Origin of the sequence: Pseudomonas sp. Je.1.5.c (assembly GCF_051129895.1) — a bacterium.
Lineage (GTDB): Bacteria > Pseudomonadota > Gammaproteobacteria > Pseudomonadales > Pseudomonadaceae > Aquipseudomonas > Aquipseudomonas urmiensis.
Genome location: NZ_JBCPSP010000029.1, coordinates 15,992 through 39,263 on the forward strand (window position 1 = coordinate 15,992; position 23,272 = coordinate 39,263).

Annotated in this window: 22 protein-coding genes and 2 pseudogenes; 10 read left to right on the forward strand and 14 right to left on the reverse strand. The window is 56.5% G+C overall.

Going from position 1 to position 23,272, the window contains the following annotated elements; genetic code table 11:
* Positions 1-12: 12 nt before the first annotated feature.
* The 5 genes and pseudogenes from AAZU54_RS19205 (at position 13) to AAZU54_RS19225 (ending at position 3,388) form a co-directional block, all read left to right on the forward strand.
* A complete protein-coding gene (locus AAZU54_RS19205) occupies positions 13-483 on the forward strand; it encodes an arsenate reductase ArsC (RefSeq protein ID WP_434727521.1) in 471 nt (156 codons plus the stop codon).
* A 23-nt stretch (positions 484-506) separates the two neighbouring features.
* Positions 507-1,220: an arsenical resistance protein ArsH gene (arsH, locus tag AAZU54_RS19210; protein WP_434727522.1), complete on the forward strand. Its 714-nt coding sequence runs from the start codon at positions 507-509 to the stop codon at positions 1,218-1,220.
* A 4-nt stretch (positions 1,221-1,224) separates the two neighbouring features.
* Positions 1,225-1,728, forward strand: a complete 504-nt coding sequence (locus AAZU54_RS19215; protein ID WP_434727523.1) for a phosphatase domain-containing putative toxin — start codon at positions 1,225-1,227, stop codon at positions 1,726-1,728.
* Between the two features lie 25 nt (positions 1,729-1,753).
* Positions 1,754-2,815: pseudogene (locus AAZU54_RS19220) on the forward strand (ArsO family NAD(P)H-dependent flavin-containing monooxygenase); the annotation flags it as partial.
* A gap of 12 nt (positions 2,816-2,827) precedes the next feature.
* Positions 2,828-3,388: an arsinothricin resistance N-acetyltransferase ArsN1 family B gene (locus AAZU54_RS19225; protein WP_434727531.1), complete on the forward strand. Its 561-nt coding sequence runs from the start codon at positions 2,828-2,830 to the stop codon at positions 3,386-3,388.
* 270 nt (positions 3,389-3,658) lie between these two features.
* On the opposite strand, the gene AAZU54_RS19230 is transcribed toward AAZU54_RS19225, so the two are convergent.
* The gene (locus AAZU54_RS19230) at positions 3,659-4,678 is read right to left on the reverse strand and encodes a hypothetical protein (protein ID WP_405129743.1); all 1,020 of its coding nucleotides are present in this window, start codon (positions 4,676-4,678) and stop codon (positions 3,659-3,661) included.
* Positions 4,679-5,221: 543 nt separating this feature from the next.
* On the opposite strand from AAZU54_RS19230, the gene AAZU54_RS19235 reads away from it, so the two are divergent.
* Positions 5,222-6,652 (forward strand): DUF2971 domain-containing protein, encoded by a 1,431-nt coding sequence (locus AAZU54_RS19235; RefSeq protein WP_405129744.1) that lies wholly within the window; start codon positions 5,222-5,224, stop codon positions 6,650-6,652.
* 234 nt (positions 6,653-6,886) lie between these two features.
* Here the strand turns inward: AAZU54_RS19235 and AAZU54_RS19240 are convergent, their stop codons facing one another.
* The 7 genes and pseudogenes from AAZU54_RS19240 to AAZU54_RS19270 form a co-directional block, all read right to left on the reverse strand.
* Complete coding sequence (locus AAZU54_RS19240) at positions 6,887-7,324, reverse strand: hypothetical protein (RefSeq protein WP_405129745.1); 438 nt, start codon at positions 7,322-7,324, stop codon at positions 6,887-6,889.
* A complete protein-coding gene (locus AAZU54_RS19245; RefSeq protein WP_434727524.1) occupies positions 7,305-9,353 on the reverse strand; it encodes a hypothetical protein in 2,049 nt (682 codons plus the stop codon). The genes AAZU54_RS19240 and AAZU54_RS19245 overlap by 20 nt, the downstream gene beginning before the upstream one ends.
* Positions 9,353-11,056, reverse strand: coding sequence for a site-specific integrase (locus tag AAZU54_RS19250; protein WP_434727525.1), 1,704 nt, complete (start codon positions 11,054-11,056; stop codon positions 9,353-9,355). Before AAZU54_RS19250 ends, AAZU54_RS19245 begins: the two co-directional genes overlap by 1 nt.
* On the reverse strand, positions 11,049-11,894 hold the full coding sequence (locus AAZU54_RS19255) for a site-specific integrase (protein WP_405129748.1): 846 nt from the start codon (positions 11,892-11,894) through the stop codon (positions 11,049-11,051). The genes AAZU54_RS19250 and AAZU54_RS19255 overlap by 8 nt, the downstream gene beginning before the upstream one ends.
* A 462-nt stretch (positions 11,895-12,356) precedes the next feature.
* Positions 12,357-13,451, reverse strand: a pseudogene (locus AAZU54_RS19260) (YifB family Mg chelatase-like AAA ATPase); the annotation flags it as partial.
* Between the two features lie 123 nt (positions 13,452-13,574).
* Complete coding sequence (locus AAZU54_RS19265; RefSeq protein ID WP_434727526.1) at positions 13,575-14,729, reverse strand: hypothetical protein; 1,155 nt, start codon at positions 14,727-14,729, stop codon at positions 13,575-13,577.
* 130 nt (positions 14,730-14,859) lie between these two features.
* Positions 14,860-15,153, reverse strand: coding sequence for an accessory factor UbiK family protein (locus AAZU54_RS19270; RefSeq protein WP_186552956.1), 294 nt, complete (start codon positions 15,151-15,153; stop codon positions 14,860-14,862).
* Positions 15,154-15,572: 419 nt separating this feature from the next.
* On the opposite strand from AAZU54_RS19270, the gene glnK reads away from it, so the two are divergent.
* The 3 genes from glnK (at position 15,573) to sutA (ending at position 18,035) form a co-directional block, all read left to right on the forward strand.
* A complete protein-coding gene (glnK, locus tag AAZU54_RS19275) occupies positions 15,573-15,911 on the forward strand; it encodes a P-II family nitrogen regulator (protein WP_002555808.1) in 339 nt (112 codons plus the stop codon).
* Between the two features lie 47 nt (positions 15,912-15,958).
* Positions 15,959-17,281 carry an ammonium transporter gene (locus tag AAZU54_RS19280; RefSeq protein ID WP_186552955.1) on the forward strand — a complete coding sequence of 441 codons (1,323 nt, stop codon included), beginning with the start codon at positions 15,959-15,961 and terminating at the stop codon, positions 17,279-17,281.
* A 430-nt stretch (positions 17,282-17,711) separates the two neighbouring features.
* On the forward strand, positions 17,712-18,035 hold the full coding sequence (gene sutA, locus AAZU54_RS19285; RefSeq protein WP_186552954.1) for a transcriptional regulator SutA: 324 nt from the start codon (positions 17,712-17,714) through the stop codon (positions 18,033-18,035).
* Between the two features lie 104 nt (positions 18,036-18,139).
* Here sutA and AAZU54_RS19290 read toward each other — a convergent pair whose 3' ends face one another.
* Genes AAZU54_RS19290 through lptM form a run of 6 tightly spaced genes read right to left on the reverse strand, consistent with a single transcriptional unit; the run spans position 18,140 to position 22,750 of the window.
* Positions 18,140-18,835 carry an HAD family hydrolase gene (locus AAZU54_RS19290; RefSeq protein ID WP_186552953.1) on the reverse strand — a complete coding sequence of 232 codons (696 nt, stop codon included), beginning with the start codon at positions 18,833-18,835 and terminating at the stop codon, positions 18,140-18,142.
* On the reverse strand, positions 18,832-19,731 hold the full coding sequence (gene xerC / locus AAZU54_RS19295) for a tyrosine recombinase XerC (RefSeq protein WP_405129749.1): 900 nt from the start codon (positions 19,729-19,731) through the stop codon (positions 18,832-18,834). Before xerC ends, AAZU54_RS19290 begins: the two co-directional genes overlap by 4 nt.
* Positions 19,731-20,441 carry a DUF484 family protein gene (locus AAZU54_RS19300; protein ID WP_186552951.1) on the reverse strand — a complete coding sequence of 237 codons (711 nt, stop codon included), beginning with the start codon at positions 20,439-20,441 and terminating at the stop codon, positions 19,731-19,733. Before AAZU54_RS19300 ends, xerC begins: the two co-directional genes overlap by 1 nt.
* A gap of 13 nt (positions 20,442-20,454) precedes the next feature.
* Positions 20,455-21,285, reverse strand: a complete 831-nt coding sequence (gene dapF, locus AAZU54_RS19305) for a diaminopimelate epimerase (protein WP_186552950.1) — start codon at positions 21,283-21,285, stop codon at positions 20,455-20,457.
* Between the two features lie 4 nt (positions 21,286-21,289).
* Positions 21,290-22,537: a diaminopimelate decarboxylase gene (gene lysA, locus AAZU54_RS19310; protein WP_434727527.1), complete on the reverse strand. Its 1,248-nt coding sequence runs from the start codon at positions 22,535-22,537 to the stop codon at positions 21,290-21,292.
* 9 nt (positions 22,538-22,546) lie between these two features.
* Positions 22,547-22,750: an LPS translocon maturation chaperone LptM gene (lptM, locus tag AAZU54_RS19315; protein ID WP_186552948.1), complete on the reverse strand. Its 204-nt coding sequence runs from the start codon at positions 22,748-22,750 to the stop codon at positions 22,547-22,549.
* Between the two features lie 188 nt (positions 22,751-22,938).
* Between lptM and cyaY the strand changes: the two genes are divergently transcribed.
* A complete protein-coding gene (cyaY, locus tag AAZU54_RS19320; RefSeq protein ID WP_186552947.1) occupies positions 22,939-23,271 on the forward strand; it encodes an iron donor protein CyaY in 333 nt (110 codons plus the stop codon).
* Position 23,272: the final 1 nt, after the last annotated feature.

Sequence of the window (23,272 nt, forward strand, 5' to 3'; positions counted from 1 at the left end):
CGGAGATACCTGATGAAAGTCTTGTTCATGTGCACCCACAACAGCTGCCGCAGCATCCTGTCCGAGGCGCTGTTCAATCACCTGGCCCCCGAGGGTATGGAAGCTGTGAGCTCTGGCAGCTTCCCAAGCGGCAAGGTCAATGAGCGGGCACTGAAAACCTTGGAAGCCGCCTGTATCTCCACCGCTGGTCTTTCAAGCAAGGCCTCGGATGCCTTCGAGAGCTCTCCTCCCGACATCGTTGTCACCGTGTGCGACCGCGCTGCCGGCGAAGCCTGCCCGATCTTCTTTGGTCCATCGCTCAAAGCCCACTGGGGCCTGGCCGACCCTTCGGCGGTCACCGGGAGTGAGGAAGAAATCGAAGAAGCCTTCCAGACCACACTTGCGAAGATCAATGAGCGCGTGCGCGCCTTCATTGCGCTGCCTTTCTCGCAACTGAGCCAGGACGAACTGAAAGCCGAACTTGCCCGCATCGGTGCGCTGTAGACCCTGGATCAATGGAGACCGAAATGAACGACCACCTGCCCAATGTCCAACCAGAATTGATTGATCTGCCGTCGCTGGAGCGGCTGGCGCCGAAGGATCCTTCTACACACAAACCGCGCATTCTGCTGCTGTATGGATCGACCCGCGAGCGCTCATTCAGCCGCTTGATGGTCCAGGAAGCTGCGCGCCTGCTGGAAGAGTTCGGCGCCGAAACCCGTATCTTCGACCCTTCCGGCCTGCCGCTGCCGGATGACGCTCCCGACTCCCACGAGAAGGTGCTGGAGCTCCGCGAGCTTATGCAATGGTCCGAGGGCCAGGTGTGGTGCTCGCCCGAGCGTCACGGCTCAATGAGTGCTGCCTTCAAAGCGCAAATCGATTGGGTACCGCTGGCCATGGGCGCCGTTCGCCCAACCCAGGGCAAGACCCTCGCGGTGATGCAGGTATGTGGAGGCTCGCAGTCCTTTAACGTGGTGAATCAACTGCGCGTGCTTGGCCGCTGGATGCGTATGTTTACCATCCCGAACCAGTCGTCGGTGCCGAAAGCCTTCCTGGAGTTCGATGAAGCCGGGCGCATGAAGCCATCTTCTTTCTACGATCGACTGGTCGACGTGATGGAGGAACTGACCAAGTTCACGCTGCTGCTGCGTGATCGCCAGGATTATTTGGTAGACCGCTACTCCGAGCGCAAAGAGTCGGCGGAAGAACTATCCAAGAGAGTCAATATTCGGTCTATTTGAGGTCATGAGCATGTCGCATCCTTACTCATTGAAATCGTTGCCCCATGCTCCGGGTGTACTGATTTTTACGCCTTGTCCGGGCACCCAGACCAGCGCTCTCGCTGAAAGCCTGGATACGCTCAAGCAGGCCGGTGCCGTAGCGCTGGTTACGCTGATGTCGGACGCAGAGCTTCAGGAAAACGGCGTCGGCGAGCTTGGCATCGCGGCCAAGCAGCATGGGTTGGAGTGGTACCAGCTGCCGATCGAGGATGATCAGGCCCCGGATAAAAACTTCGAGGCCGGGCTGGGAGAGATCCGCCACCAGTTGGACGCTTTGCTCGCATCCAACAAGGCTCTGGCCATCCACTGCAAGGGCGGCTCCGGCCGCACCGGGCTGTTCGCTGCCCGTCTGCTGATCGAAACCGGAATGCCGCGCCGCGAGGCGATCGCATGGGTGCAGGAACTGCGCCCACGCGCGATTCAGAAGCCTGCGCACATCAACTACATCAACCAATTCGGCGAAGATTGAGCGCTCCAGCCAGACAGGAGAGACCATGGCCACCGACGGCGAACTACTCGATGTCATCGTGATTGGCGGCGGGCAGTCCGCGCTTACGGTGGCCTATTTCCTCAAGCGGGCCAAGTTGTCATTCCTGTTGCTCGACGCCGAAGAGGCCGCGGGTGGGGCATGGCGCCATGGCTGGGACTCGCTGACGCTGTTCTCTCCCTCCGCATGGAGCTCGATTGCGGGCTGGCCGATGCCACCAGTCGCCGAAGGTAATCCAAATAGGGATCAAGTGATCAGCTATCTGGAGCAGTACGAGGCACGATACGGGTTCCCTGTCGCTCGACCCGTTAGCGTCACGGCTGTGGAGCGGACCGGGCGTGGCCTTCGTGTACGCTCGAAGGACCGCGACTGGGAGGCTCGTGCCGTCATCAGCGCAACGGGGACCTGGAGCAACCCCTATGTTCCGGCCTATCCGGAGATAGAGCTGTTCCAGGGACAGCAGATTCACTCCGCCCATTACCAGTCACCGAAGGCTTTCGAAGGAAAGCGCGTGCTGGTCGTTGGTGGTGGCAACTCGGGGGCGCAAATCTATGCGGAGCTGTCCGAGGTCGCCGACGCAACGTGGGTAACCACGGAGGAACCGGCGTTTCTGCCTGATGACGTGGATGGTCGGGTGCTGTTCGAACGGGCTACCGAGCGTCTCAAGGCTCAACAGGAGGGCGGTGTTATCGACGCCCCGGTCGGTGGGCTTGGCGATATAGTCATGGTGCCCCCGGTGGTCCGGGCCCGCGAGCGAGGAGCCCTGCGGTCTGTAAGGCCTTTTGTCTCATTCGCGCCTGACGGGGTCGTCTGGCCCAATGGTGAGAAAACCCAGGTCGATGCGGTGATCTGGTGTACCGGTTTCCGGCCGGCTCTGGATCACTTGCGGGACTTGGACGTGCTGGATGACAGCGGTAAGGTCGAGGTTGACGGGTCGCGCTCTATTCGCGAGCCGCGCCTCTGGCTGGTCGGATATGGCGACTGGACCGGACTAGCCTCGGCGACGCTGATCGGCGTCACCCGTACCGCGCGCAGCACCGTAAACGAAGTAGTGGAATACCTGAGCAGCTGGAGCAGACGGATGCATAGCGGAATCGAGATTCGTGTCGCCCTACCAGAGGATGCAGAAGAGATCCAGATCATCTACACGCCCATTGTGCTCAACACGGCCATCTCATTCGAAGAGGCGGTGCCGAGCGTGGAGCAGATGCGTGAGCGGATTACCACGACGGTGCAAACCTACCCCTATCTGGTAGCGGTGCAGGAGGGGCGGGTAGTCGGCTACGCCTACGCCAGTCAGCACCGGGCGCGTGCGGCGTACCGCTGGGCGGTGGATGTGACGGTCTATGTCGCCGAGGGCCAGCGCCGCAGCGGGGTTGGTCGGCAGCTCTATGACGTGCTGCTGCCAGTTCTGAAGCGTCTGGGATATCGCTCGGCGTATGCCGGCATTGCCTTGCCTAATGAAGGCAGTATCGGGCTGCACGAGCGACTCGGGTTCCAGCACATCGGTACGTTTCCGCGGGTCGGATTCAAGCTCGATGCTTGGCATGATGTGGGGTATTGGCGGTTTGACTTCGGAGACGAAGGCCTTCGCCCCGAGGCTCCAATAAGCTTCCTATCCCAAATTCCAATGCCACGTTAGAGCGTCCCAGTGAGTTTAGCTGTCTTCCGCGAAAGGCAGCTAAGCGTCTAAGTACTCGCGGGACTCTGCAGCTAACGAAGCATTCTGCGCGGCCAAGGTGGCATCAATTGATGCTCCCAGACATCGAGTAAACCAGCAGCGTTCGCCCTCGTCCTGCTCAGCTGGTCGTCCTGCATCACACCGGCTATCAACAAGACGGCTACCCATGGGCCTGGCATCGTCTATCTGAGATTTATGCCTAACCCAGCGAAAGAGGTCGCCTAAAGCCTTTCACGCTAGCCAATTGACTTGCTGCTTGAGTTCATCCAACGCAGTCTGAATGCGTTCGTCGGGGTTTTCTTCCAGGCTCAGATACAGCGATGCCGCGTCTGCTATGTAGTGTCTTTCGGTGAGCGACGGATAGGCCCAGATCTCAACCCATTCCTCGATCTCGTCCAACGAATCTATGACTTCGAACGCATCAAGCGCCAACATATCGTTGAACACTTTCTTGGTCATTCCCCATACGGCCTGCTTAGGCTCCGCCAGCATCGTGTATTTGGCCAGGGCAGTTTCCCCCGCGAGACACACGTCGGTCGCCATGGGGAGAGTGTTGCGGGTTATGCCAATTCTCTTTCTGACGGGGGACCGTAGGTATTGCTTGGCCTTTCGGAACACCTCAGCTGGTGTCCCGTTGAACGCATAGGTCTTCCAGTGAAGCTCGCTCTGTGCAGGGGTAATCACCTCAAGGGAGGTCAGCTGCTCCACAGCCTTCGAGAGAGTTACCCGGCTGTAATTGAGGTCGCCCAGGAGGGCGTTCGTCGTGAAATAGGCTTCGTAGGTTTTGCCGGCATACAGGCATGAGAGCAGCATGGCTTGGGCGGCGGGGAAGAGGGCGGACACCTCGCTTTTCTCTCGACGCAGGCGGAAGCTTTCGCGCAGGTCCAGTGCTATTTCCGGTATGAACATCTGGGATCTGGGCTGGATGAAGTTGACTTGATGCGTGATGAGGCTACGGCGCTCTTGAATCGTCAATGATCTGCAGACGTAGACTACTACCTGGTTGGTGACCTTGTGCACGAGCTCGATGTGCTTCTGCAGGCTCACGATGCCCGGATAAACAACCTCATCACGCGAGACCAGCAGCATAATATTGAACACCGAGCTTTTCCCCATCGGCATTCTCAATTCGTAGGTCTTGTAGCTATCCCGGATGGTGTAGGGGACCCGAAGTGCCATCGGCGTTAGGTGCGCTTTTACACCTAGAGCGGACTCGATGTAGGTCTTAGCTTCGTCTTGTAAATCCGGCATGTCCTGGCTTCGTGTTAACTACTTTTTTTCACTGTAAACCACAGTGGTTTACAAGTAAAAAAGTAGTTTACAGGCCAGTGTTTATGGGAGTGAAAAAGGATTGCTGGACCTGTCCCGTGACAACGGATGCCAAAAAGCGATACTTAGATCGCTATCTTGGAGGTTGCTAGGTACCCGAGCACTCTCCGTAACTACACCGATGAGTTCAGGGCTCAGGCTGTTGCGCTAGCTGAAAGCGTTGGCAGAACCGAAGCTGCCCGCCAGCTAGAGATGCCCGTTAAGACGCTCGACAACTGGGAAGGTGCCATGCACAGGGGTAGGCCGTTGAGCTCCCCTGACCGGAACCAGTCTTCTGCATTCGTGCTCATCTTCGATACCACGATTTGCCATGCACACATTTTGACGATGATCGGCAAAAACGGAACGAAGCGATCGTTAACTGACGTAATCTTGCTGGTGTGACTTGCAGTCACAGGGCAGATCTAAGCGCAGGTGCCCATCATGGTGAAAAATAGAAGCTCAAAAAGACATGGAGGGACGGTAGTGCTCAATCATCTATATAGGTTTCGTCCTGTCAGTAGCCTGCTTGGCGGTACCAGAGAAAGCGAGCTGGAAGGGTGCTATATCTATTTCTCGCCACCGGAAAAGCTCAACGACCCACTGGAAGGACATCGAGAGATCATATGGAAAGGAGACTCGGTCGTATGGGAGAATTTCTTCCAGCACTTCATGGACTGCTTACTCATTCGAAATACACAATATTTTACTGACGAGTTTGAAGCTTTAGATTTTCCGATATTTCCAAATTATGATGTTCAAGCAATACCACCTGAAAATTACAAAGAGATCGCTGGTCTTGTATCGAGATTTTTTGACTCGCCAAATGTAAAAAGACATATCGCAGTTTTGGCTTTTAAGGGGCGGGAAGTAAACGAACACGAGCTAATACTGCATCTGCGATCGATTCAATCCTTTGCAATGCATATTATTTCTGAAGTGTTAGTTTCCTACAATCTTGTTGAAAAAGGTTTCGGTATAAATGGCGCTTCGCATGAAGAGTTGCTAGCAGTTTCAACCAATCTTCTAGATTATCTAGAAGGGCTAGGTGACGAGCTTTTAAATGCTGAGTTCGATAGTTCTGCATTGGCTTTTTTAAGAAGTGATGATTTGGTAAAAGGTTATGCTAGATCTAAAGTAGGCGAATCCAAAAATTGGACACGGCTTTGCATAGATTTTCCAGAAGAGTTTTTGAGATCCAGGATCAGACTCACAACCTCTGAATGGTTCGTAAGCTGTTTTATGGAGAATTGTGAGAACTCGGCAATCTGGGGTACGTATGGCAATAACCACCAAGGCGTCTGTCTAAAATTTAAAGTAAATAATGAGGAAGGGCAGCCTGGGATCTCGCTTATGAAGCCCGGATTAAAACAGGGCATAAAGTGGTGGACTCAAACCAAATTTCATTTCACTAAAGTATCTTATACAGAAAAAAGCCCGAATCTTGATTTTTTTTGTAGCCTAGCTGCATATGGTGCACAGGAAGTTATAGATAAATGGTATACCGATAAAAATGGAAATGTAAGCTCGAGAAAAGCAGATGTCTTCGAGAATAATTCGCAATGGCGGGCTAATTACCACAGGGACAATTTTAAAAGTCTTACAGTGAAAACAAGGCACTGGTCGAATGAACAGGAGTACAGGCTTATTCTTAAGTCTCAGTTTAACTCCTATCTTAACGAAGAAGATAGGAAGCTTCGTTATACCTTTGATGATCTAGACGGAATTATATTTGGGATAAAAACAGCGGATTCAGACAAATATAAGCTTTTAGAAATGGTAGAAAAGATGTGTCAGATAAGAGGTCGCGAAGAATTCACGTTTTACCAATCGTTCTATGATTCATCCACGGATGCCATTCGTTATCGGCCTGTTGCTCACGTTAGTAAGCAAGGTGTTAGAACTCACAGGGACTGAGCACCGAGCCCCAGCTGAAACGGTGAATGCTCAGAGCGATCCCATCGAAGCTCGAAGTAAAAAAGATGTGAAGACCTCTCACCCTTCGAGCTTCCATTCCATTTCCGATTTCAACCCCAACGAACTTTCACCCGCTGACAATAATATCTGTGGAGTTGCGAGATCGTCAGAATGATCAAATCCGTCGGAAATATCTGGTCATGCCGAAATGCAAATGGGTGAGAAAATCTCGGCTTACCTGCCTAACTTGGAAATGTTGCTTTTTGGCTTTGATGCTTGGAGCCGTTGATTTTCCATCGTGAGTTCAAGGATTTTTGAGTCAGCCTCCACTAGCAGAGCCAGAGCATTATCCCGTTGGCTTTTGAGGGCCTCAATTTGCTCCCGTAGCGTCCTATTGCGATTGCGCTGGGCGTAAATTGATTGTGATGGAGAGCGGGGTTGCTCATCACCGTACTGGTTGATCCAATACTGGATCTCCTCAACAAGTGTGGGAAACCTGGCTTTTTTCAAAGCCGATGGATCTAAACCCGCCTCCCTGGCCACATTATTTTGAGTAACCCGCGCTCCTTTAGGTAATAGGTTCGGTTTACCACGCTTGAGCCTGTCAAAAGCCTCACGGAACGCTGTCTCGGCACGCCCGCCGCGAGGTGAATTAGGAATTTTTGATGACATCCAAGACGCTCTCTACAGCCTGCAGCTGATACTTGATTGATATATGGAATGGAGATCCATCTTCGGCATCTCTCGAACGCTTTTGAAGGACGTCCCGCAATTTTAGGATTTGTTGTTTTTTACCCTTATCAATCAGCAGATCAAGACACGGGGGTTTGCCATCGCCACCACCACATCTGCCAACATAATCTATCCCCCCATAGGGGCAGGGCATAGGGTTGGCGCATGCTCCTAGAAGAATTTCGCGGTAACCAATCGCGCCGTCTTTCGCAGCCTTTACAAGCTTGTTGTGATCTTTCGCGCTGACCAGATTTAAAATTTGGTCTTTTCTCTTTTCGCCATGTGGGCTTACGAAGGTAGAGGTGTTGAGTGCAGAGAAGCTTCTAGCCACTGATTCATACATGGCGCGGATATACTCAGCCTGCGCTTCTTGATTTAAGTTAGCATTGAGATGGTAATACCCATTTCCATAATACCTAGTCATGGCTCGACTCGCATGCTTCAGTTGATACTGAACTGAGGGGTCGCTCACAATCCCTGAGGCGCTCATGTTAACCGCCCCCGTGCGCCGAAGCTGATGCCATGCAAGCGGCCAGATTTTACCCACAGCATATTTTGCAGGGGATAATGTTGGAGTGATCAAAAGAGCCCCTACTAAATCGCCTTCCTGGATCTTAAGCTCGTTCGTATCAAATAATCTTGGATATCTGCTTAGAAACATACTGTAATGGAGTTCATGGCAGCGGATATCGGGGGCGGTATCAAATCTGGTACTTCTACGCCATGGCTCGTAAGCTCTAAGTGCAAGAAAAGGATTTTTTTTGTCTTCCTCAGTCAATGAAATATTTGAGTTGAAGGAGGCACACCTGGTCCTAAATTTGCTAACTGAGTTCATTACCTCAATGGCCATATTAGAAGATGGGGAGGTGATCCAGCATGCTTCATCGTCCTCGACTGTTTTGTTAGTCGAGCCTCTAAGGAGGTAAATGTCCTCTTTTGTAATCTTGTCTTTTTCAATCACCAAGCAATCGGATCTGAGCGAGGATGTTTCGTCGATACGCATTAGCGTAAAATTTAGTAAGTATGCTTTACCGATATTGCTAGCCATTGAAAAATACTGCGATAAGATGGTTACGCCATTATGTCGGACATCTCCACACCATTTCTCTAGCAGATCCAATATCCCAAAATTTTCGGCGGTGATATAAAAAGGGCCAAATTGATGACCGCTAAATAACTTAGACTTCAAAGCTGGATTGCTTAGTGATACAAAGGGGAGATTATATTTTGTCAATTGTTGTGAGCATGCAGCTCCCACGCTTCCGGCATTTAGAGCATATGCTTGAAGGCAGTATTCCGCACATGCCTCCAAAGCACCCAAGTTATTCCTGAAGTCTTCAAGGAAATCACGGAGTCGACTTAATTGATACAGCCATATACGGGGTGGGATATAAGCTGTCTGTGATTTTTCATGTGCAGGGATTTTTGACTGTAATTCGGCTATTCCTTTGGCGTCAAGAATGTATACGCCAGAATGCTCGCGCCGCTCCCATAAGGTATGAAGCAGTACGATAAGATGACGAGCCTGAGACGGCCAGACGACCTTAGAGAAGCTTTCAATAACTTTTGGGAATCGATACAAGTCAGTCGCTACAATATTGTTTTTTGTGCAGTATGTGAAGACCTGTCTAAAATTTTCATATTGACTCACTAGTGTCCGGATTTCTCTACACGGATTAGGGCCGTAAATCCAAAATGCTACAATGCGTTTGAAGATTTCAGAGTTCTCCGGGCTGATATCTCCAGATTTTTTTCTCTTAGATTCTCCAAAGTTTAGCTTTAGTACAAAGCCTGCCCATGGTGTTAGGTCCCACTCGTTATCGCCATACCTCGCTGTGATTTCACCCTCGGTAGATATGCAGATTGGAAAGTCAGGTGCGGGCGGCCATGAGCTCGGCATAAAATTCACGTCGCTTGGCGATACCGTGGCTGTAACTATATTCAATCCAGCAAAAACCATACTCGGCATTACCGCGCTAGCTCCATAAGTTGTATCAGTCCCTCATAGTTGTGATGAAAGCGGCCTTCTCTCATTCTGTTCTCAGATTCTATCACCCAAGATGTGCGAGGCTCACCACTTTTGGAAAAATGGTTAAGCTTTGCATCGATGCGTTTTATCAGTGTAATTATGGGGTGATCTTTTTTTGTTTCCTTGGAAGGAATAGAACGATCTAGCTCCAACGCTTTTAGGTATTTATAGGTAGCTAAGGACCACACGTAATCTTCGCTATCTACATCGCGTTGGTATTCGCAGAAAAGGCAACCTGCAGGTGTTGAGCAATCAGGCTTATAGGCTCCATCCAATAACGTGCCCGACATCATGGGATGAACTGGTGCTATACACATTCCGGGGCCCACTGACGCGACAGCTGGATCGGTCATTCGATAGAATCGAGATATCTCTACAGCCGCTGCTTGGTGATGTGGCTCCTCATATATATGTAGCAAGGTTTCTTTTGTATGCTGGGCCATTTCAGCCACGAGGTCAGGACTGCGACTTTTCCGAAGTAACCAATTGATTCTAGACTTGCGCAAGGCCATAGGGCGGAAATGTTTTATTCCTAGCGTTCTGCACCGAGAAATAATACCCTGAAATGTTGGAAAGCTACCCTCGACGGGTATCTTGTTTGAGTACACAAAGGGGAACAATCGGTCGTCGTCAGCGAATCCTAAAATTTTAACCCATTCTAGGTATCTCTTGAGCAGTGGTACATATTCTTTGAATATTACAAACTCAGCTTCCCCGCCAAGACGCCCCTTGTAGACTCTGTAAACTACAACGTCATTCCCATCAGTCTTATATCTAAAACTTCCAACTTTCAGTCTGGCGGCTTGGGAAAGATTCATTCCGGTCTGGGATATGAAAATTAAAATCTCGACCTCTATCCGGAGGTTTACCAATGATTTCCGCTTTTCAAAAACCAGATGAGGTGGAATTGCCGCTCTGCGCTCTAAAAATCTATTTTTTTCTGAGGCGGCTTGGCAGGAATCTTCGATTTTTATGTTTAGCAGCCCCGGTTGTTCAGTAAGCACATCGCCGGATTTTAATTTTATTAATAACGGCAGAGGTCCAGTCATCGCCTCCACCGTTAAGTTATTTGATAGATCCATCAATAAGCTGCCGAACCTAAAGAGCTCCTCTAAGTTTTGTTTATCAGCCTCTGTGCCCAAGGCTCTATTTTTTTTTGAGCTCACCCTAAGCCTAGTTGTGGATAGAAGGCCGACAGTGAGCCGGAGGCAAGGCTTTAGTAAGTTGTCAATCGTTTGTGCCTGCCTGTAGGCGGTCATATTTTTTAAGTCTCGATTGACCCGCACTCTCTGGATCAAGTGTTCTACCCAAGATTGGTAGGACGCAGCGACTTGCTCTATAGTCGCCTGGGAAGTGTTCTGGTCACACCATGAGAAAAATGTGCGCAAAGTGCGGATTCTGGTTTTGACAGTAACTTGCTGAACACCACGGACTATCTGTGCGCTTAATTCGTCATGCAATGCCTGAACTAGCGGCAATCGCTTAGCGTCAGGGAGGCCGAAATGGCCAGCCTCAATCAATTTCATAACCTTGTCAGCGGGGGCTTTAGAGGCCCCGATGTATAGCAAAGAAGCGAGGTCAAACTTAGCTTCATGCGTGCCATAGGGGAGCGCTGGAAAGGTTAGGTCTAGAATTTTACTCATTGCCGAATGCATCCGAGCCGGCTATTCCTAAGAAGTCACGTGTGAAAGCGTCCGCTATTTCTGACATAACTTCCATCTTCTCGATGAAGCGAATATAGGTAAGGGAGGTTTTTTCGCTTTTATGTAGCAGTGCTTGTCGAACCAGTTGAATAGCCGTGCTAACTGTGCCGTGTTTTAATGCAATGCGAGCGAGTTCAGTCGCGAAAGTGCACCTACTTTGATGAAATCGAAAGCTCCGAAAGGCACTAATCCCATTTGAAATTCCGTCTTTTCGCAGCCTGCCCAGTTGTACACTGATACCGCGACTAGCGTTGCCATCTCCGTGGCCGAAAGCTTTCCCGTAACGACTCAGGAAGATCACATCGCGGCTATCAGGGGCAGCTTGGCTCTGCCGGGCTAACCTTCGTGTCGAGTAAATGTATTCATTCAAAAGCTTCAGATCTTCGTCGCTGATCCAGATCTGACCCGTCACACCAAACTTAGTGTGTACTGGCGGGTGCGCTCCTGGGCCAACTGCAAGCTTGTTGAAGCCTGGGAACATGGGATCAGGCACGGCCCGCTTAATTGTGGCGATCCTCAGATCACATAGCGTACCTATCCGCATCCCTGTGCCGAAGCCGAGCCTCAATAGAAGGTAGAGCTCATAATTCCCATGGGTTAAAGCGAAGCTAACCACCTGACTGGCAGCCTCTGCGGTGAGTGGGATGAGCCCATCTTCAAGTTTTTCTCCCTGAGCCTTGCGATTTGGGATCGCCAAATTTGTGGTCGCGACCATCATCGTTCTAGCAAAACCGAACTCATCCACCAGCCGGACGCCGACTTGCTCGTCAGTCCACATGGGCCATTCTGTAGACAGCAACCGGGACGCTGCCAACCATTTATAGAATCTGACAACTGCCGCCATGCGTTGAGACGCCGTAGACGGTGCCAGCTCTCCGCAATCTCTAGCCGCGATCAGGTCGCCTCGGAATCGCACTAAGCATCGATCTGCCTCACGCGCCGGAAAATGCCACCACTGAACATCCTGGACCTCTAGCCATTTGGCATAAGCGTGAAGGTGCGTGATCGAAGATAAAGTGGTTTTCGAGTCGGTACTTTTGCTCGCCTGCTCGAATGCCCAAAGGTTCGCTTCTCTCCACGGGGTCTGGTCAGCCCAAACGATTTGCGGGAGTGACTCGATGATGTTCTTAGCTGACGCTGGTGTTCTGTGCAACTCACCGTCTAGCAGCTTAATTTGGCTGGGGGTGTAGCGAATTCTTTCTAGGGTTGCCATTTAGGTGTGAGGGTCTAAATGTCCATGGGGAGCGCAATGTAGACTATGTCTGTCCACGTCGTCCATGTCGACCGTGCAGGGGCAGGGGTTCATTGCCGCCACCAACTGGAAGCGGGCAGGGAAGCGGACTTTGTCCTTGGCCCGGGCGACGACGATTTCGCCCGATTCCAGCGGCTCGCGCAGTACCTCAAGCACGCGGCGTTCAAACTCGGGCAGTTCGTCCAGAAACAACACGCCGTGATGGGCCAGGGTGATCTCGCCTGGCTGGGGACGACTGCCGCCACCGACCAATGCCGGCCCGGAGGCCGAGTGGTGCGGGTGGCGAAAGGGTCGCTGTGGCCAGCTGTTCAAGGGTGTGCACCCGCTGACTGACTGGATGGCGGCAACTTCCAGCGCTTCGTGTTCATCCAGCGGCGGCAGTAAACCCGGCAAGCGGCTGGCGAGCAGGGTCTTGCCAGTACCTGGCGGGCCGGTGAACAGCAGGTTGTGCGCACCTGCCGCCGCCACCAGCAGGGCGCGTTTTGCCGCGATTTGGCCCTGTACCTCGCTCAAATCTGGGTAAGGCGTGCTCTGCAGGACCAGGCCGTTCGCGGCATAGGGTGGCAGCGGCACCTGGCCATTGAGGTGAGCGACCAGTTCCAGCAAATGGCCGATGGCATACACCACCAGCCCGCTCGCCAAGCTCGCCTCTTCGGCGTTATCGCGCGGCACCACCAGGGCGCGACCGGCCTCGCGGGCAGCGAGCGCGGCGGGTAGCACGCCTTGCACGCTGCGCACCGCCCCTGAAAGGGCCAGTTCGCCCAGGCATTCGATGTCGCTCAGGGTCGCTACCGGGACCTGGCCATCGGCGGCGAGAATGCCCAAGGCAATGGCCAGATCGTAGCGTCCGCCATCCTTGGGCAGGTCGGCGGGGGCGAGGTTCTGGGTGATGCGCCTGGCGGGGTAGTTCAGCCCGGAATTGACGATGGCGCTGCGTACGCGGTCCTTGCTTTCTTTGACCGTCACTTCCGGCAAGCCGACCAAGGTCAGGCTGGGCAGGCCGTTGGCCAGATGGGTTTCAACGCTGACAGCCGGCGCCTGCACGCCGACCTGGGCGCGACTGTGGACAAGGGCAAGGGACATGGACACTCCGTGGTCGCTGAGATGTAGGCCGCGTCCTGCGGCTTTTCAAAGCGTAGCGGCGCCGTCACCGAGGCAACCGCAAAGAGTGAGTCGAGGTTTTACCGGCACGCGCAGGTGCGCGGCTCACGCTCTGGTCAGCCACTCGGCCATGGCGGAATCTTCCAGTGCGTATTCGCCGCGATTGGCTTTCCATACCAGCTCTTGCTCGCGCAGCACCTCAAGGGCTTTCTGCACATTCGGAGCCGTCGCGTTCGGCAGGTTCTGGCTCAGCTCCAGCCGATGGTTGATTTCTGTGAAGGTCTGTTCACTGAACGGCGAAAACGGCTGTGTGTCGATGACGCGCCGCGCCATCACCTCCAATACCGCCTGCTGCAAGGGCGAAAGCTCGTTGAAGGCACTTTCGTAATCACTCCAGACCCCGGCCTGATGATTGAGTGCACCGGTCTTCAGCAGCTCGCCAAGATTGCCCGCTTCGCCCAAGCCGACACTGACTTCCGCGAGCAATTTGGCGAGCATTTCCGGGCGTCTGCCGACCAGGCCGAATGCATACTCGAGATCTTCGACCTTGAACTGGTTGGTAGCGGCCAGGCGTTGGTTCCACACCTGGGTGATGAATGCGACGAACTCTTTGCCCAGGAGCGGAAAGGGCGTGATGTTGGCGCCATAGAAGGGCTGTTTACTTTTGAGTACCAGGTTGGCCAGTTTGTCGCGACTGGATCCGGTGAATACCAGCCTTAGGCCGTCCGGGTCGCTGCCACGGTTGAGCTGATCGCGGGCAGCCTTGAGGGCAAACATGGCGTTGATGCCGCTTTCGGTATTGAGCGCGTGCTGCGCTTCATCGATCACCAGCACGACCATCTTGCCCGCAACCTCATGCAATACCCCCAGTGCCTGAGCCAGGGTGGTGCCTTGTGGCAGGCGCGGCTTGCTGAAATCCCAACTCAGGGTACGTAGCAAGTTGATCTTGTCGATTCCCGCCTTCTTGGCGACTTTTTCTAACGCGCTTTGGTATTGGCCCAAGGCGTTGCCGATGGCGGCGCTGATCAAGTCGGCGGGGTCGGCTTCGCGGTCTGCCCAGAGGTCGACATACACCGGCAGCCAGCCACGGCGTGCGCACTCGGGGATCAGGTCGTTGTTGAGGAAGGTGCTCTTACCCGTACGCCGCGGGGCTGCCAGGAACATCCCCGAGCTATAGTCGACCAGCGATTCCCCGGCCAGATCGTTGGCAAGTGTCTTGGCCAATAGCTCTCGTTTGAAGATCGGGCGGGAAGGGCTCATCGAATTATCCTAAATTATCTCGCTTGGTATAATTTATACCTAAAAAGATAATGTTGGTATAAAACAAAATTCAGACCCGCGCGTCTGCCCCCTGGAGGGCAGGGCTAACGAAGCCAAATGACGGCCTGCATCAATCTGCTGCTGGATTATCCGTTGCTGGCTGGGGCGCTGCAGCGGGAGCCATTCGCGCATCCAGCTCGGCGACTTGTTTCTCCAGGGCCTCGAGGCGTGCGCGGGTGCGCGCCAGGACCACCATCTGGCTGTCGAATTCTTCGCGGCTGACCAGGTCCAGCTTGCTGAAGGCGCTTTGCATGAGGACTTTGAACTGGCTTTCCAGTTCGGCGCGCGGTTGCGCGGTGTCGCCGCTGAACAGGCGTGAGGCTTGGTCGCTGAGGGCGTCGAGGAGGGCTTTGGGCGCGAGCATGTTCGGCTGTCCGCTTGATCAGTGAAAAGAGCGCCAGTGTAGCACGCTGCTTTTGGCTCCCTGGCGGCCCGTGCGTTGCACAGTTTTTGCGCAGCGCCCCTGAATGGCGCGCACCGAAGTTGTGCATGTTTTTGCTGGTGGCGACTGGCCAATCCCCGGTTTTCTACGCAACACGCTGTTTTTTGGCGGTTTATCCGACCTGGCAAGGTTTCTGCAAAGACCTCTGCGAGCCATGCACTGATGCAGTTCCTTGTGACCAGGCAGTGCGCAGGCCGAGCCGAAAGGCTGTTCAGCACCGTCGAGGCGTGCATCGACGGTGAGGAGGGTGCCAACGATGCGTTACAAAGCCGGGCGCTGCGCTTAGACTTGAGACGGGTTTGTTTTCCTGGGGCAAGTCCACCAAATCGGGAGAGAGTTTCATGAAGCTAGTCACTGCCATCATCAAGCCGTTCAAGCTGGACGACGTGCGCGAGTCGCTGTCGGAAATCGGCGTGCAGGGCATCACCGTCACCGAAGTCAAAGGCTTCGGTCGGCAGAAGGGCCACACCGAGCTGTATCGCGGTGCTGAATACGTGGTCGACTTCCTGCCCAAGGTGAAGATCGACGTTGCCATCGACGACAAGGACCTGGACCGGGTAATCGAGGCCATCACCAAGGCCGCCAACACCGGCAAGATCGGTGACGGCAAGATTTTCGTAGTCAATCTGGAGCAGGCGATCCGCATCCGTACCGGCGAAACCGATACCGACGCGATCTAAGCAACAAAAAAAGCCTCACCAAACCCAACGCCCCAGGAGAAAACAACATGACTCTGCGTAAGATCGCAGGGCTAGGAGCCCTATTGTCCCTCGCAATGCCAGGCCTCGCCCTGGCCGAGGAAGCTGTCCCCACACTGAACTCCGGCGACACCGCCTGGATGCTCACTGCGACGGCGTTGGTCCTGTTCATGACCATTCCGGGCCTGGCCCTGTTCTACGGCGGCATGGTCCGCTCCAAGAACGTGCTGTCGGTGATGATGCAGTGCTTTGCCATTACCGGCCTGATGAGCATCCTGTGGATGGTCTACGGCTACAGCCTGGCTTTCGATACCACCGGTATGGAAAAAGGCGTTCTCAATTTCAGCTCCTTTGTCGGCGGCTTCTCCAAGGCCTTCCTCAATGGCGTTACCCCTGACAGCCTGACCGCGGCCTTCCCGGAAGCGGTGTTCATCACCTTCCAAATGACCTTCGCCATCATTACCCCGGCGCTGATCGTCGGTGCCTTCGCCGAGCGGATGAAGTTCTCGGCAATGCTGATCTTCATGGCCGTGTGGTTCACCCTGGTCTATGCGCCGATTGCGCACATGGTCTGGAGCGGTGACGGCGCGCTGATGTGGGACTGGGGCGTACTGGACTTCGCTGGCGGCACCGTGGTGCACATCAACGCCGGTATCGCAGGCCTGGTCTGCTGCCTGGTACTGGGCAAGCGCAAAGGCTACCCAACCACCCCTATGGCCCCGCACAACCTGGGCTACACCCTGATGGGCGCAGCCATGCTGTGGATCGGCTGGTTCGGCTTCAACGCAGGCTCGGCTGCTGCGGCCAATGGCACTGCGGGCATGGCCATGCTGGTCACGCAGATCGCCACCGCTGCTGCGGCGCTGGGCTGGATGTTCGCCGAGTGGATCTTCCACGGCAAACCGAGCGCCCTGGGTATTGCTTCGGGTGTGGTTGCCGGTCTGGTCGCCATCACCCCGGCCGCCGGCACCGTCGGCCCGATGGGCGCCCTGGTGATCGGCCTGGCCTCGGGTGTGATCTGCTACTTCTGCGCCACCAGCCTCAAGCGCAAGCTGGGCTATGACGACTCGCTGGACGCCTTCGGCGTGCACGGTATTGGTGGCATCGTCGGCGCGCTGCTGACGGGTGTGTTTGCAGCACCGGCCCTGGGCGGCTTCGGCGCGGTCGAGGACATCGGCGCGCAGTTCTGGATCCAGGCCAAAGGCGTGATCTTCACCGTGGTCTACACCGCCATCGTCACCTACGTGATTCTCAAGGTGCTGGATGTGCTGATGGGCCTGCGGGTCAACGAAGAAGAAGAGTCGGTCGGCCTCGACCTGGCTCAACACAACGAACGCGGCTACAACCTGTAACTGCGACGCTGGAAAAACTTGCCCGGTTCGCCGGGCATTTTTTTGCCTGAATTTTGCAGTTTCGCGTACAGCAAACGGTTTATCTGCGCCGTTTGCGACGCGCGCAAAAAACTTACAACACATAGGGCGTTTATGGAGCTTTGCTTTTTCTGCGAGCACGCTAGAATGCGCGCCGAAGGGTGTTAGACGAGTAGTCCCCACACTTCGCTACCCTTTGCTAGGCTTGCCAATATCGTATGGCCAGCAAGGGCTCAAAAGATTTCGTCAGGTCCTGCCAGGAGCAGGGCCTGCAGGGTCCCGCCGCCCATCAGGAGGCGGATGCCCAGGGCAGTGGCCAACCCACGGCCAGTTGAATTTTCACCGGTGGCAGCCGGTCTACGGCTGCACTGGTCTATAACTAACCTGCTTTTCGCAAGTCATGAGGTAGAACATGAGCGACGACGATCTGGAAAATGATGACCTCGAAGTAGGCGACGAAGACGAGGCTGATGACGGCCTGGAAGCTGCGGCTGACGACGGCGCGGAAGACGCTGGCGACGATAGCCCCGCTCCGGTTGCCAAGGGCAAGTCCAAGGCGGCGGTCTCGGTAGACGAGATGCCGAGCATGGAAGCCAAGCAAAAGGAGCGTGATGCGCTGGCCAAGGCGATGGAAGAGTTTCTGTCGCGCGGTGGCAAGGTGCAGGAAGTGGAGGCCAACGTGGTCGCCGATCCGCCCAAGAAGCCGGACAACAAGTACGGCAGCCGCCCTATCTGAGTGGTTGTTTGCAAAAGAGCCCGCCGTCGCTGCGGGCTTTTTTGTGGGTGATGTCGCGGGGCACGCCCGCTCCCACCCAGTCGCTTGAGTGCTTGCTGATTGCCTCAGCGCCAGCGCGCTAGCACCTCGGGTAATTGCGACAGCCGCTGAATCTCGGCGTCCGGCGCTTTGTCGCCGGCCCAGGCCTTGCCTTGCGGGTTGAACCACACCGCGCGCAAACCAGCGCGCTGGGCCCCGGCGATGTCATCGCCAGGATGGTCGCCAATGTGCACGGCATGCGCCGCCTGCACTTCACCGCGCTTGAGCGCTTCGAGGAACGGCGCCGGGTCTGGCTTGCCAATCCCCAGGTCCTCGGCGCACAGGGCGAACTTGAAGTAGTCCGCCAGGCCGATCCGGCTGACGTCGGCATTGCCATTGGTGACCACGCCCAGGGTGTAGTGGTGGCGCAGTATCTCCAGCACCGGCTGCACTTCAGGGAATACCTCGACCTGATGCCGCGCATGCAGGAACACCTCGAAGCCTTCGTTGGCCAACGTTTGGGCCTGCAGTTCGCTATAGCCGACCTCTTCCAGGGCATGGAACAGCACCCGCCGGCGCAGGGCGCTGATGCGGTGCTTGAGCCCAGGCTCAGCCTGGACCAGGCGTTCGCGGATGGCATACAGGTGCTCGACCGGCACACCGCCCAGGCGCGGAGCGTTGGCTTCGAGCCAGTCGCGCAGGACGGTTTCGGCGCTGAGAATGACCGGTGCGGTGTCCCACAGGGTGTCGTCCAGGTCGAAGGTGATCAGCTTGATGCTCATGAGTCTGTGCCTTTGCTGCGTTTGGCCCGGGGGTGGGCGCTGTCGTACACCGCGGCCAGGTGCTGGAAGTCCAGGTGGGTATAGATCTGCGTGGTGCTGATGTCGGCATGGCCAAGCATCTCTTGCACGGCGCGCAGGTCCTGGGACGATTCCAGCAAATGGCTGGCGAAGGAATGGCGAAGCATGTGGGGGTGCAGGTGCTGGCCCAGCTCGCGCTCTCCGGCCGCCTTGACCCGCAGCTGGATGGCCCGTGGGCCCAGGCGCCGGCCTTGGCGGCTCAAGAACACCGCGTTGTCACGGGGAGCACTGATGCCGCGCAGCTTGAGCCACTCTTGCAGCGCCTCGCGAGCTTTGCGACCGACTGGCAGGACGCGGGTCTTGCTGCCCTTGCCCTGGACCTGGACCAGCCCGGCGGCCAGGTCCAGATGTTCAAGATCGAGGTTGGTCAGTTCCGACAGGCGCAGGCCTGAGGAGTAGAACAGCTCAAGAATGGCCTGGTCGCGGCGGGCGATGAAGTCGTCGTCGACGCCGCCTTCGAGCAGTTGCAGGGCGCGGTCGGTGTCCAGTGCCTTGGGCAGGCGCTTTTCGCCCTTGGGCGGCGTCAGGCCATTGGCTGGGTCGTGCGCGCAAACGCCTTCGCGGTTGAGATAGCGATACAGCCCGCGCACTGCCGACAGCAGCCGGGCGATGCTACGTGAAGACTGGCCATGGTGATGCTGGCGCGCCACCAGCTGGCGCATCTGCTGTATCTGCAGCGCTTGCCAGCTGGCGATGCCCTGGCTGTTGCAGTATTCGAGGACCTTTTCCAGGTCGCGACGGTACGCCAGCTGGGTGTGCTCCGATACCTGGCGCTCGTTGCGCAAGTGTGCGCAATAAGCCTCCAGCTGGCGCTCCATCAGCGCACCGGTCGCAGGGTCTGGGTCAGACGCGGGACGACCCGGCCGAGCACTTCGGCGATGTAGCTGAGGAACAACGTGCCAACCGTGCTTTTGTAGTGCTGCGGATCGCGGCTGCCGATGGCCAGGACGCCGTGCAGGCCCTGGTATTCCAGCGTCGCGACCGCGCTGGAACCGACTTCCTTGCGCTGCTCGTCACCGAACAGGAAGGCCAGCTCGTGTTCGCGCAGGTTGCCGCTGACGGTCTTGCCGCTGCCCAGCAGAGCCCCGATGGCCTGTTGCGCCTCGCTGTTGCTGACCCAGCGGCCGACAGGCGTGGCGTTCTCGCCAAACAGGATCAGGCTGACGAAGGGCACCTGGAATTCCTGGCGCAGGCTGTCTTCGACGGCCATCACCACTTCTTCCAGGCTACTGGCATCGAGCAGGTCGAGAATCAGCCGGCGGGTTTTTTCGAACAAGCGGTCGTTGTCGCGGGCCACGTCCATCAGTTGCGACAGACGATGGCGCATCTCGATGTTGCGGTCGCGCAGCAGCTTGAGCTGGCGCTCCACCAGCGACACGCTGTCGCCGCGCTGGTGGGGGATGCGTTGCTCGATGAGCAGTTCGTCGTGCTCGGCGAAGAACGTCGGGTGGGCACGCAGGTAAGCCACCACCGCCTCGGCATCGAGGTCGGTGGTTTGTTCGGGTACAACCTGTGGCTGATCGGTCATGGCGGTTACTCGCTTAGAGACGAACCTGTCCTTCGTAGACACGTACGGCCGGGCCGGTCATCAACACCGGTTGGCCTGGGCCAGCCCATTCGATGCTCAGGCGTCCGCCCGGCAGATCGATGGACACGGGCGAATCCATCCAGCCCTGGCTGATTGCGGCCACCGCAGCGGCGCAGGCGCCGGTACCGCAGGCCTGGGTTTCGCCGGCGCCGCGTTCCCAAACCCGCAGGTTGGCGCGATGACGGTCGATGACCTGGATGAAGCCGGCGTTGACCCGTTGTGGGAAGCGCGGATGGTTTTCGATCTTCGGGCCCAGCGCGTGTACTGGCGCGGTGTGCACGTCGTCGACGCGCAGTACCGAATGCGGGTTACCCATCGAGACGGCGGCGATCGAATAGCTCTGGCCGTCGATTTCCAGCGGATAGCTCAGGGCCTGTTCGGGCGCCTGGAATGGAATATCCACTGGATTGAGCCGTGGTGGGCCCATGTCGACGCAGATCTGTCCGTCGTTGCGCACGTCCAGCTCGATGATGCCGCCTTTGGTTTCGACGCGGATCAGCTTTTTCGCGGTCAGGCGCTTGTCCAGCACGAAGCGCGCGAAGCAGCGCGCGCCATTGCCGCACTGCTCGACTTCGGAACCGTCGGCGTTGAAGATCCGGTAGCGGAAATCCACGTCCGGATTGTTCGGCGCCTCGACGATCAGCAGCTGGTCGAAACCGATGCCGGTGTGCCGATCACCCCATTGCTTGGCGTGCTTGGGCTGGATGTGCGCGTGCTGGCTGACCAGGTCGAGGACCATGAAGTCGTTGCCCAGGCCGTGCATCTTGGTGAAACGCAGCAGCATGGTTTCACTCCGGCAGCAGGCTTTCGCCAGCGAACAGTTCAGCAATGGTCTCGCGGCGACGTACCTCGAAGGCCTGGTCAGCGTCGACCAGCACCTCGGCGCAGCGGCCACGGGTGTTGTAGTTCGAGCTCATGACAAAACCATAGGCGCCCGCCGACTCGACGGCCAGCAGATCGCCTTCGGCCAGGTTCAGCACACGGTCCTTGGCGAGGAAGTCGCCGGTCTCGCAGATCGGCCCGACCAGGTCGTAGGCACGGCCTTCGCCTTCACGCGGCTGGACCGCGCTGACGCCCATCCAGGCCTGGTACAGGGCTGGTCGGATCAGGTCGTTCATCGCCGCATCGACGATGGCGAAGTCTTTGTGTTCGGTGTGCTTGAGGTATTCGACGCGGGTCAGCAGGACGCCGGCGTTGGCCACGATGTAGCGGCCTGGTTCGAACACCAGGGCCAGGTCACGGTCGCCGACGCGTTCGCGGATGGCCTTGACGTAGTCGCCGGCCAGCGGCGGCTGTTCGTCGCGATAACGCACGCCGACGCCGCCGCCCAGGTCCAGGTGGCGCAGCAGGATGCCGCATTCACCGAGGCGGTCGATCAACGCCAGCAGGCGGTCGAGGGCATCGAGGAACGGCTCCAGGGTGGTCAGCTGCGAACCGATATGGCAGTCGACGCCGACCACTTCCAGGTTCGGCAGCTGCGCGGCGCGCACGTAGACTTCTTCGGCATCGGCGATGGCGATACCGAACTTGTTTTCCTTGAGGCCGGTGGAGATGTAAGGGTGGGTACCGGCATCGACGTCCGGGTTGACCCGCAGCGAGACCGGGGCAACCTTGCCCATCTCGGCGGCCACCACTTGCAGGCGCTCCAGCTCATCGGTGGATTCGACGTTGAAGCAGTGCACGCCGACTTCCAGGGCGCGGCGCATGTCTTCGCGGGTCTTGCCGACACCGGAGAACACCACGCGGTCAGCCCGGCCGCCAGCGGCCAATACCCGCTCCAGCTCACCGCCAGAGACGATATCGAAGCCAGCGCCCAAGCGGGCCAGCAGGTTCAGCACGCCGAGGTTGGAGTTAGCCTTGACCGCGAAGCACACCAGGTGCTCGACGCCTTGCAGGGCATCGGTGTAGCTGCGGTATTGCGCCTCGATGTGAGCGCGCGAGTAAACGTAGGTCGGCGTACCGAACCGTTCGGCGATAGCCGAGAGGGCCACGCCTTCCGCGAACAGCTGGCCGTCGCGGTAGTTGAAAGCGTCCATTGGATTTCCTTACTGCGCTGGCTGCTGCTCGGGTTCTTGCTCTGGCTGCGGCGCTTGCTGCTGCGAGGGCTGAGCGTGCTGGTGCTGGTGCGATTTTTTGGCCTTGCCGTCTTTGCCGTCTTCTGGCAAGTACAGGGGGCCCTTCTGACCGCAGGCCGAAACGAGGCAGGCAACCGCGACCAGCGCCGCGAGGGAGGAAATCAGGCGCTTCATTGGTGAAATCCTTGAAATATGCAGTATTGCGCCCGAGTATACCGAGCGCCTGCCTGATTGCCTATGCAAGGGCCGGTCCGCCTGGCGGGCGCGGGCCTGCCTCGTGATTGGGTTATCCTTTGCATTCGCCGGCCAGCGTCCGTATCGTGCCCCGCTTGCCGTAAGCAGCCAATTTCGAGGTTTGTGTAATGAGTTTGAGCGAAGCGCGTTTCCACGATCTGGTCGACGCGACCCAACAGGCCCTGGAAGACCTGTTCGATGAAACCGACCTGGACCTGGACATGGAAAATTCCGCCGGCGTGCTGACCATCAAGTTCGACAATGGCAGCCAGCTGATCTTCAGCCGCCAGGAGCCGCTGCGCCAACTGTGGCTGGCCGACAAGTCTGGGGGTTTCCACTTCGACTACGACGAAGAAAGCAAGAAGTGGGTCTGCGAGAAGAGCGAGGAGCTGCTCGGCGAAATGCTCGAGCGCATCGTTTGGGAGCGGATCGGCGAGAAGCTGGACTTCGACGAGATCTGAG

Coding starts and splice junctions, on each gene's coding strand:
- AAZU54_RS19245 (WP_434727524.1), bottom strand. CDS start 9,353: ATGCCGAGTATGGTTTTTGCTGGATTGAATATAGTTACAGCCACGGTA.
- lptM (WP_186552948.1), bottom strand. CDS start 22,750: ATGAAGCGCCTGATTTCCTCCCTCGCGGCGCTGGTCGCGGTTGCCTGC.
- dapF (WP_186552950.1), bottom strand. CDS start 21,285: ATGCTGCTGCGTTTCACCAAGATGCACGGCCTGGGCAACGACTTCATG.
- AAZU54_RS19230 (WP_405129743.1), bottom strand. CDS start 4,678: ATGCCGGATTTACAAGACGAAGCTAAGACCTACATCGAGTCCGCTCTA.
- AAZU54_RS19270 (WP_186552956.1), bottom strand. CDS start 15,153: ATGCTCGCGCCCAAAGCCCTCCTCGACGCCCTCAGCGACCAAGCCTCA.
- AAZU54_RS19215 (WP_434727523.1), top strand. CDS start 1,225: ATGAGCATGTCGCATCCTTACTCATTGAAATCGTTGCCCCATGCTCCG.
- cyaY (WP_186552947.1), top strand. CDS start 22,939: ATGAGTTTGAGCGAAGCGCGTTTCCACGATCTGGTCGACGCGACCCAA.
- arsH (WP_434727522.1), top strand. CDS start 507: ATGAACGACCACCTGCCCAATGTCCAACCAGAATTGATTGATCTGCCG.
- sutA (WP_186552954.1), top strand. CDS start 17,712: ATGAGCGACGACGATCTGGAAAATGATGACCTCGAAGTAGGCGACGAA.
- AAZU54_RS19250 (WP_434727525.1), bottom strand. CDS start 11,056: ATGAGTAAAATTCTAGACCTAACCTTTCCAGCGCTCCCCTATGGCACG.
- AAZU54_RS19225 (WP_434727531.1), top strand. CDS start 2,828: ATGCATAGCGGAATCGAGATTCGTGTCGCCCTACCAGAGGATGCAGAA.
- AAZU54_RS19240 (WP_405129745.1), bottom strand. CDS start 7,324: ATGTCATCAAAAATTCCTAATTCACCTCGCGGCGGGCGTGCCGAGACA.
- AAZU54_RS19280 (WP_186552955.1), top strand. CDS start 15,959: ATGACTCTGCGTAAGATCGCAGGGCTAGGAGCCCTATTGTCCCTCGCA.
- glnK (WP_002555808.1), top strand. CDS start 15,573: ATGAAGCTAGTCACTGCCATCATCAAGCCGTTCAAGCTGGACGACGTG.
- AAZU54_RS19205 (WP_434727521.1), top strand. CDS start 13: ATGAAAGTCTTGTTCATGTGCACCCACAACAGCTGCCGCAGCATCCTG.
- AAZU54_RS19255 (WP_405129748.1), bottom strand. CDS start 11,894: ATGTGGACTGACGAGCAAGTCGGCGTCCGGCTGGTGGATGAGTTCGGT.
- AAZU54_RS19265 (WP_434727526.1), bottom strand. CDS start 14,729: ATGAGCCCTTCCCGCCCGATCTTCAAACGAGAGCTATTGGCCAAGACA.
- lysA (WP_434727527.1), bottom strand. CDS start 22,537: ATGGACGCTTTCAACTACCGCGACGGCCAGCTGTTCGCGGAAGGCGTG.
- AAZU54_RS19300 (WP_186552951.1), bottom strand. CDS start 20,441: ATGACCGATCAGCCACAGGTTGTACCCGAACAAACCACCGACCTCGAT.
- AAZU54_RS19290 (WP_186552953.1), bottom strand. CDS start 18,835: ATGAGCATCAAGCTGATCACCTTCGACCTGGACGACACCCTGTGGGAC.
- xerC (WP_405129749.1), bottom strand. CDS start 19,731: ATGGAGCGCCAGCTGGAGGCTTATTGCGCACACTTGCGCAACGAGCGC.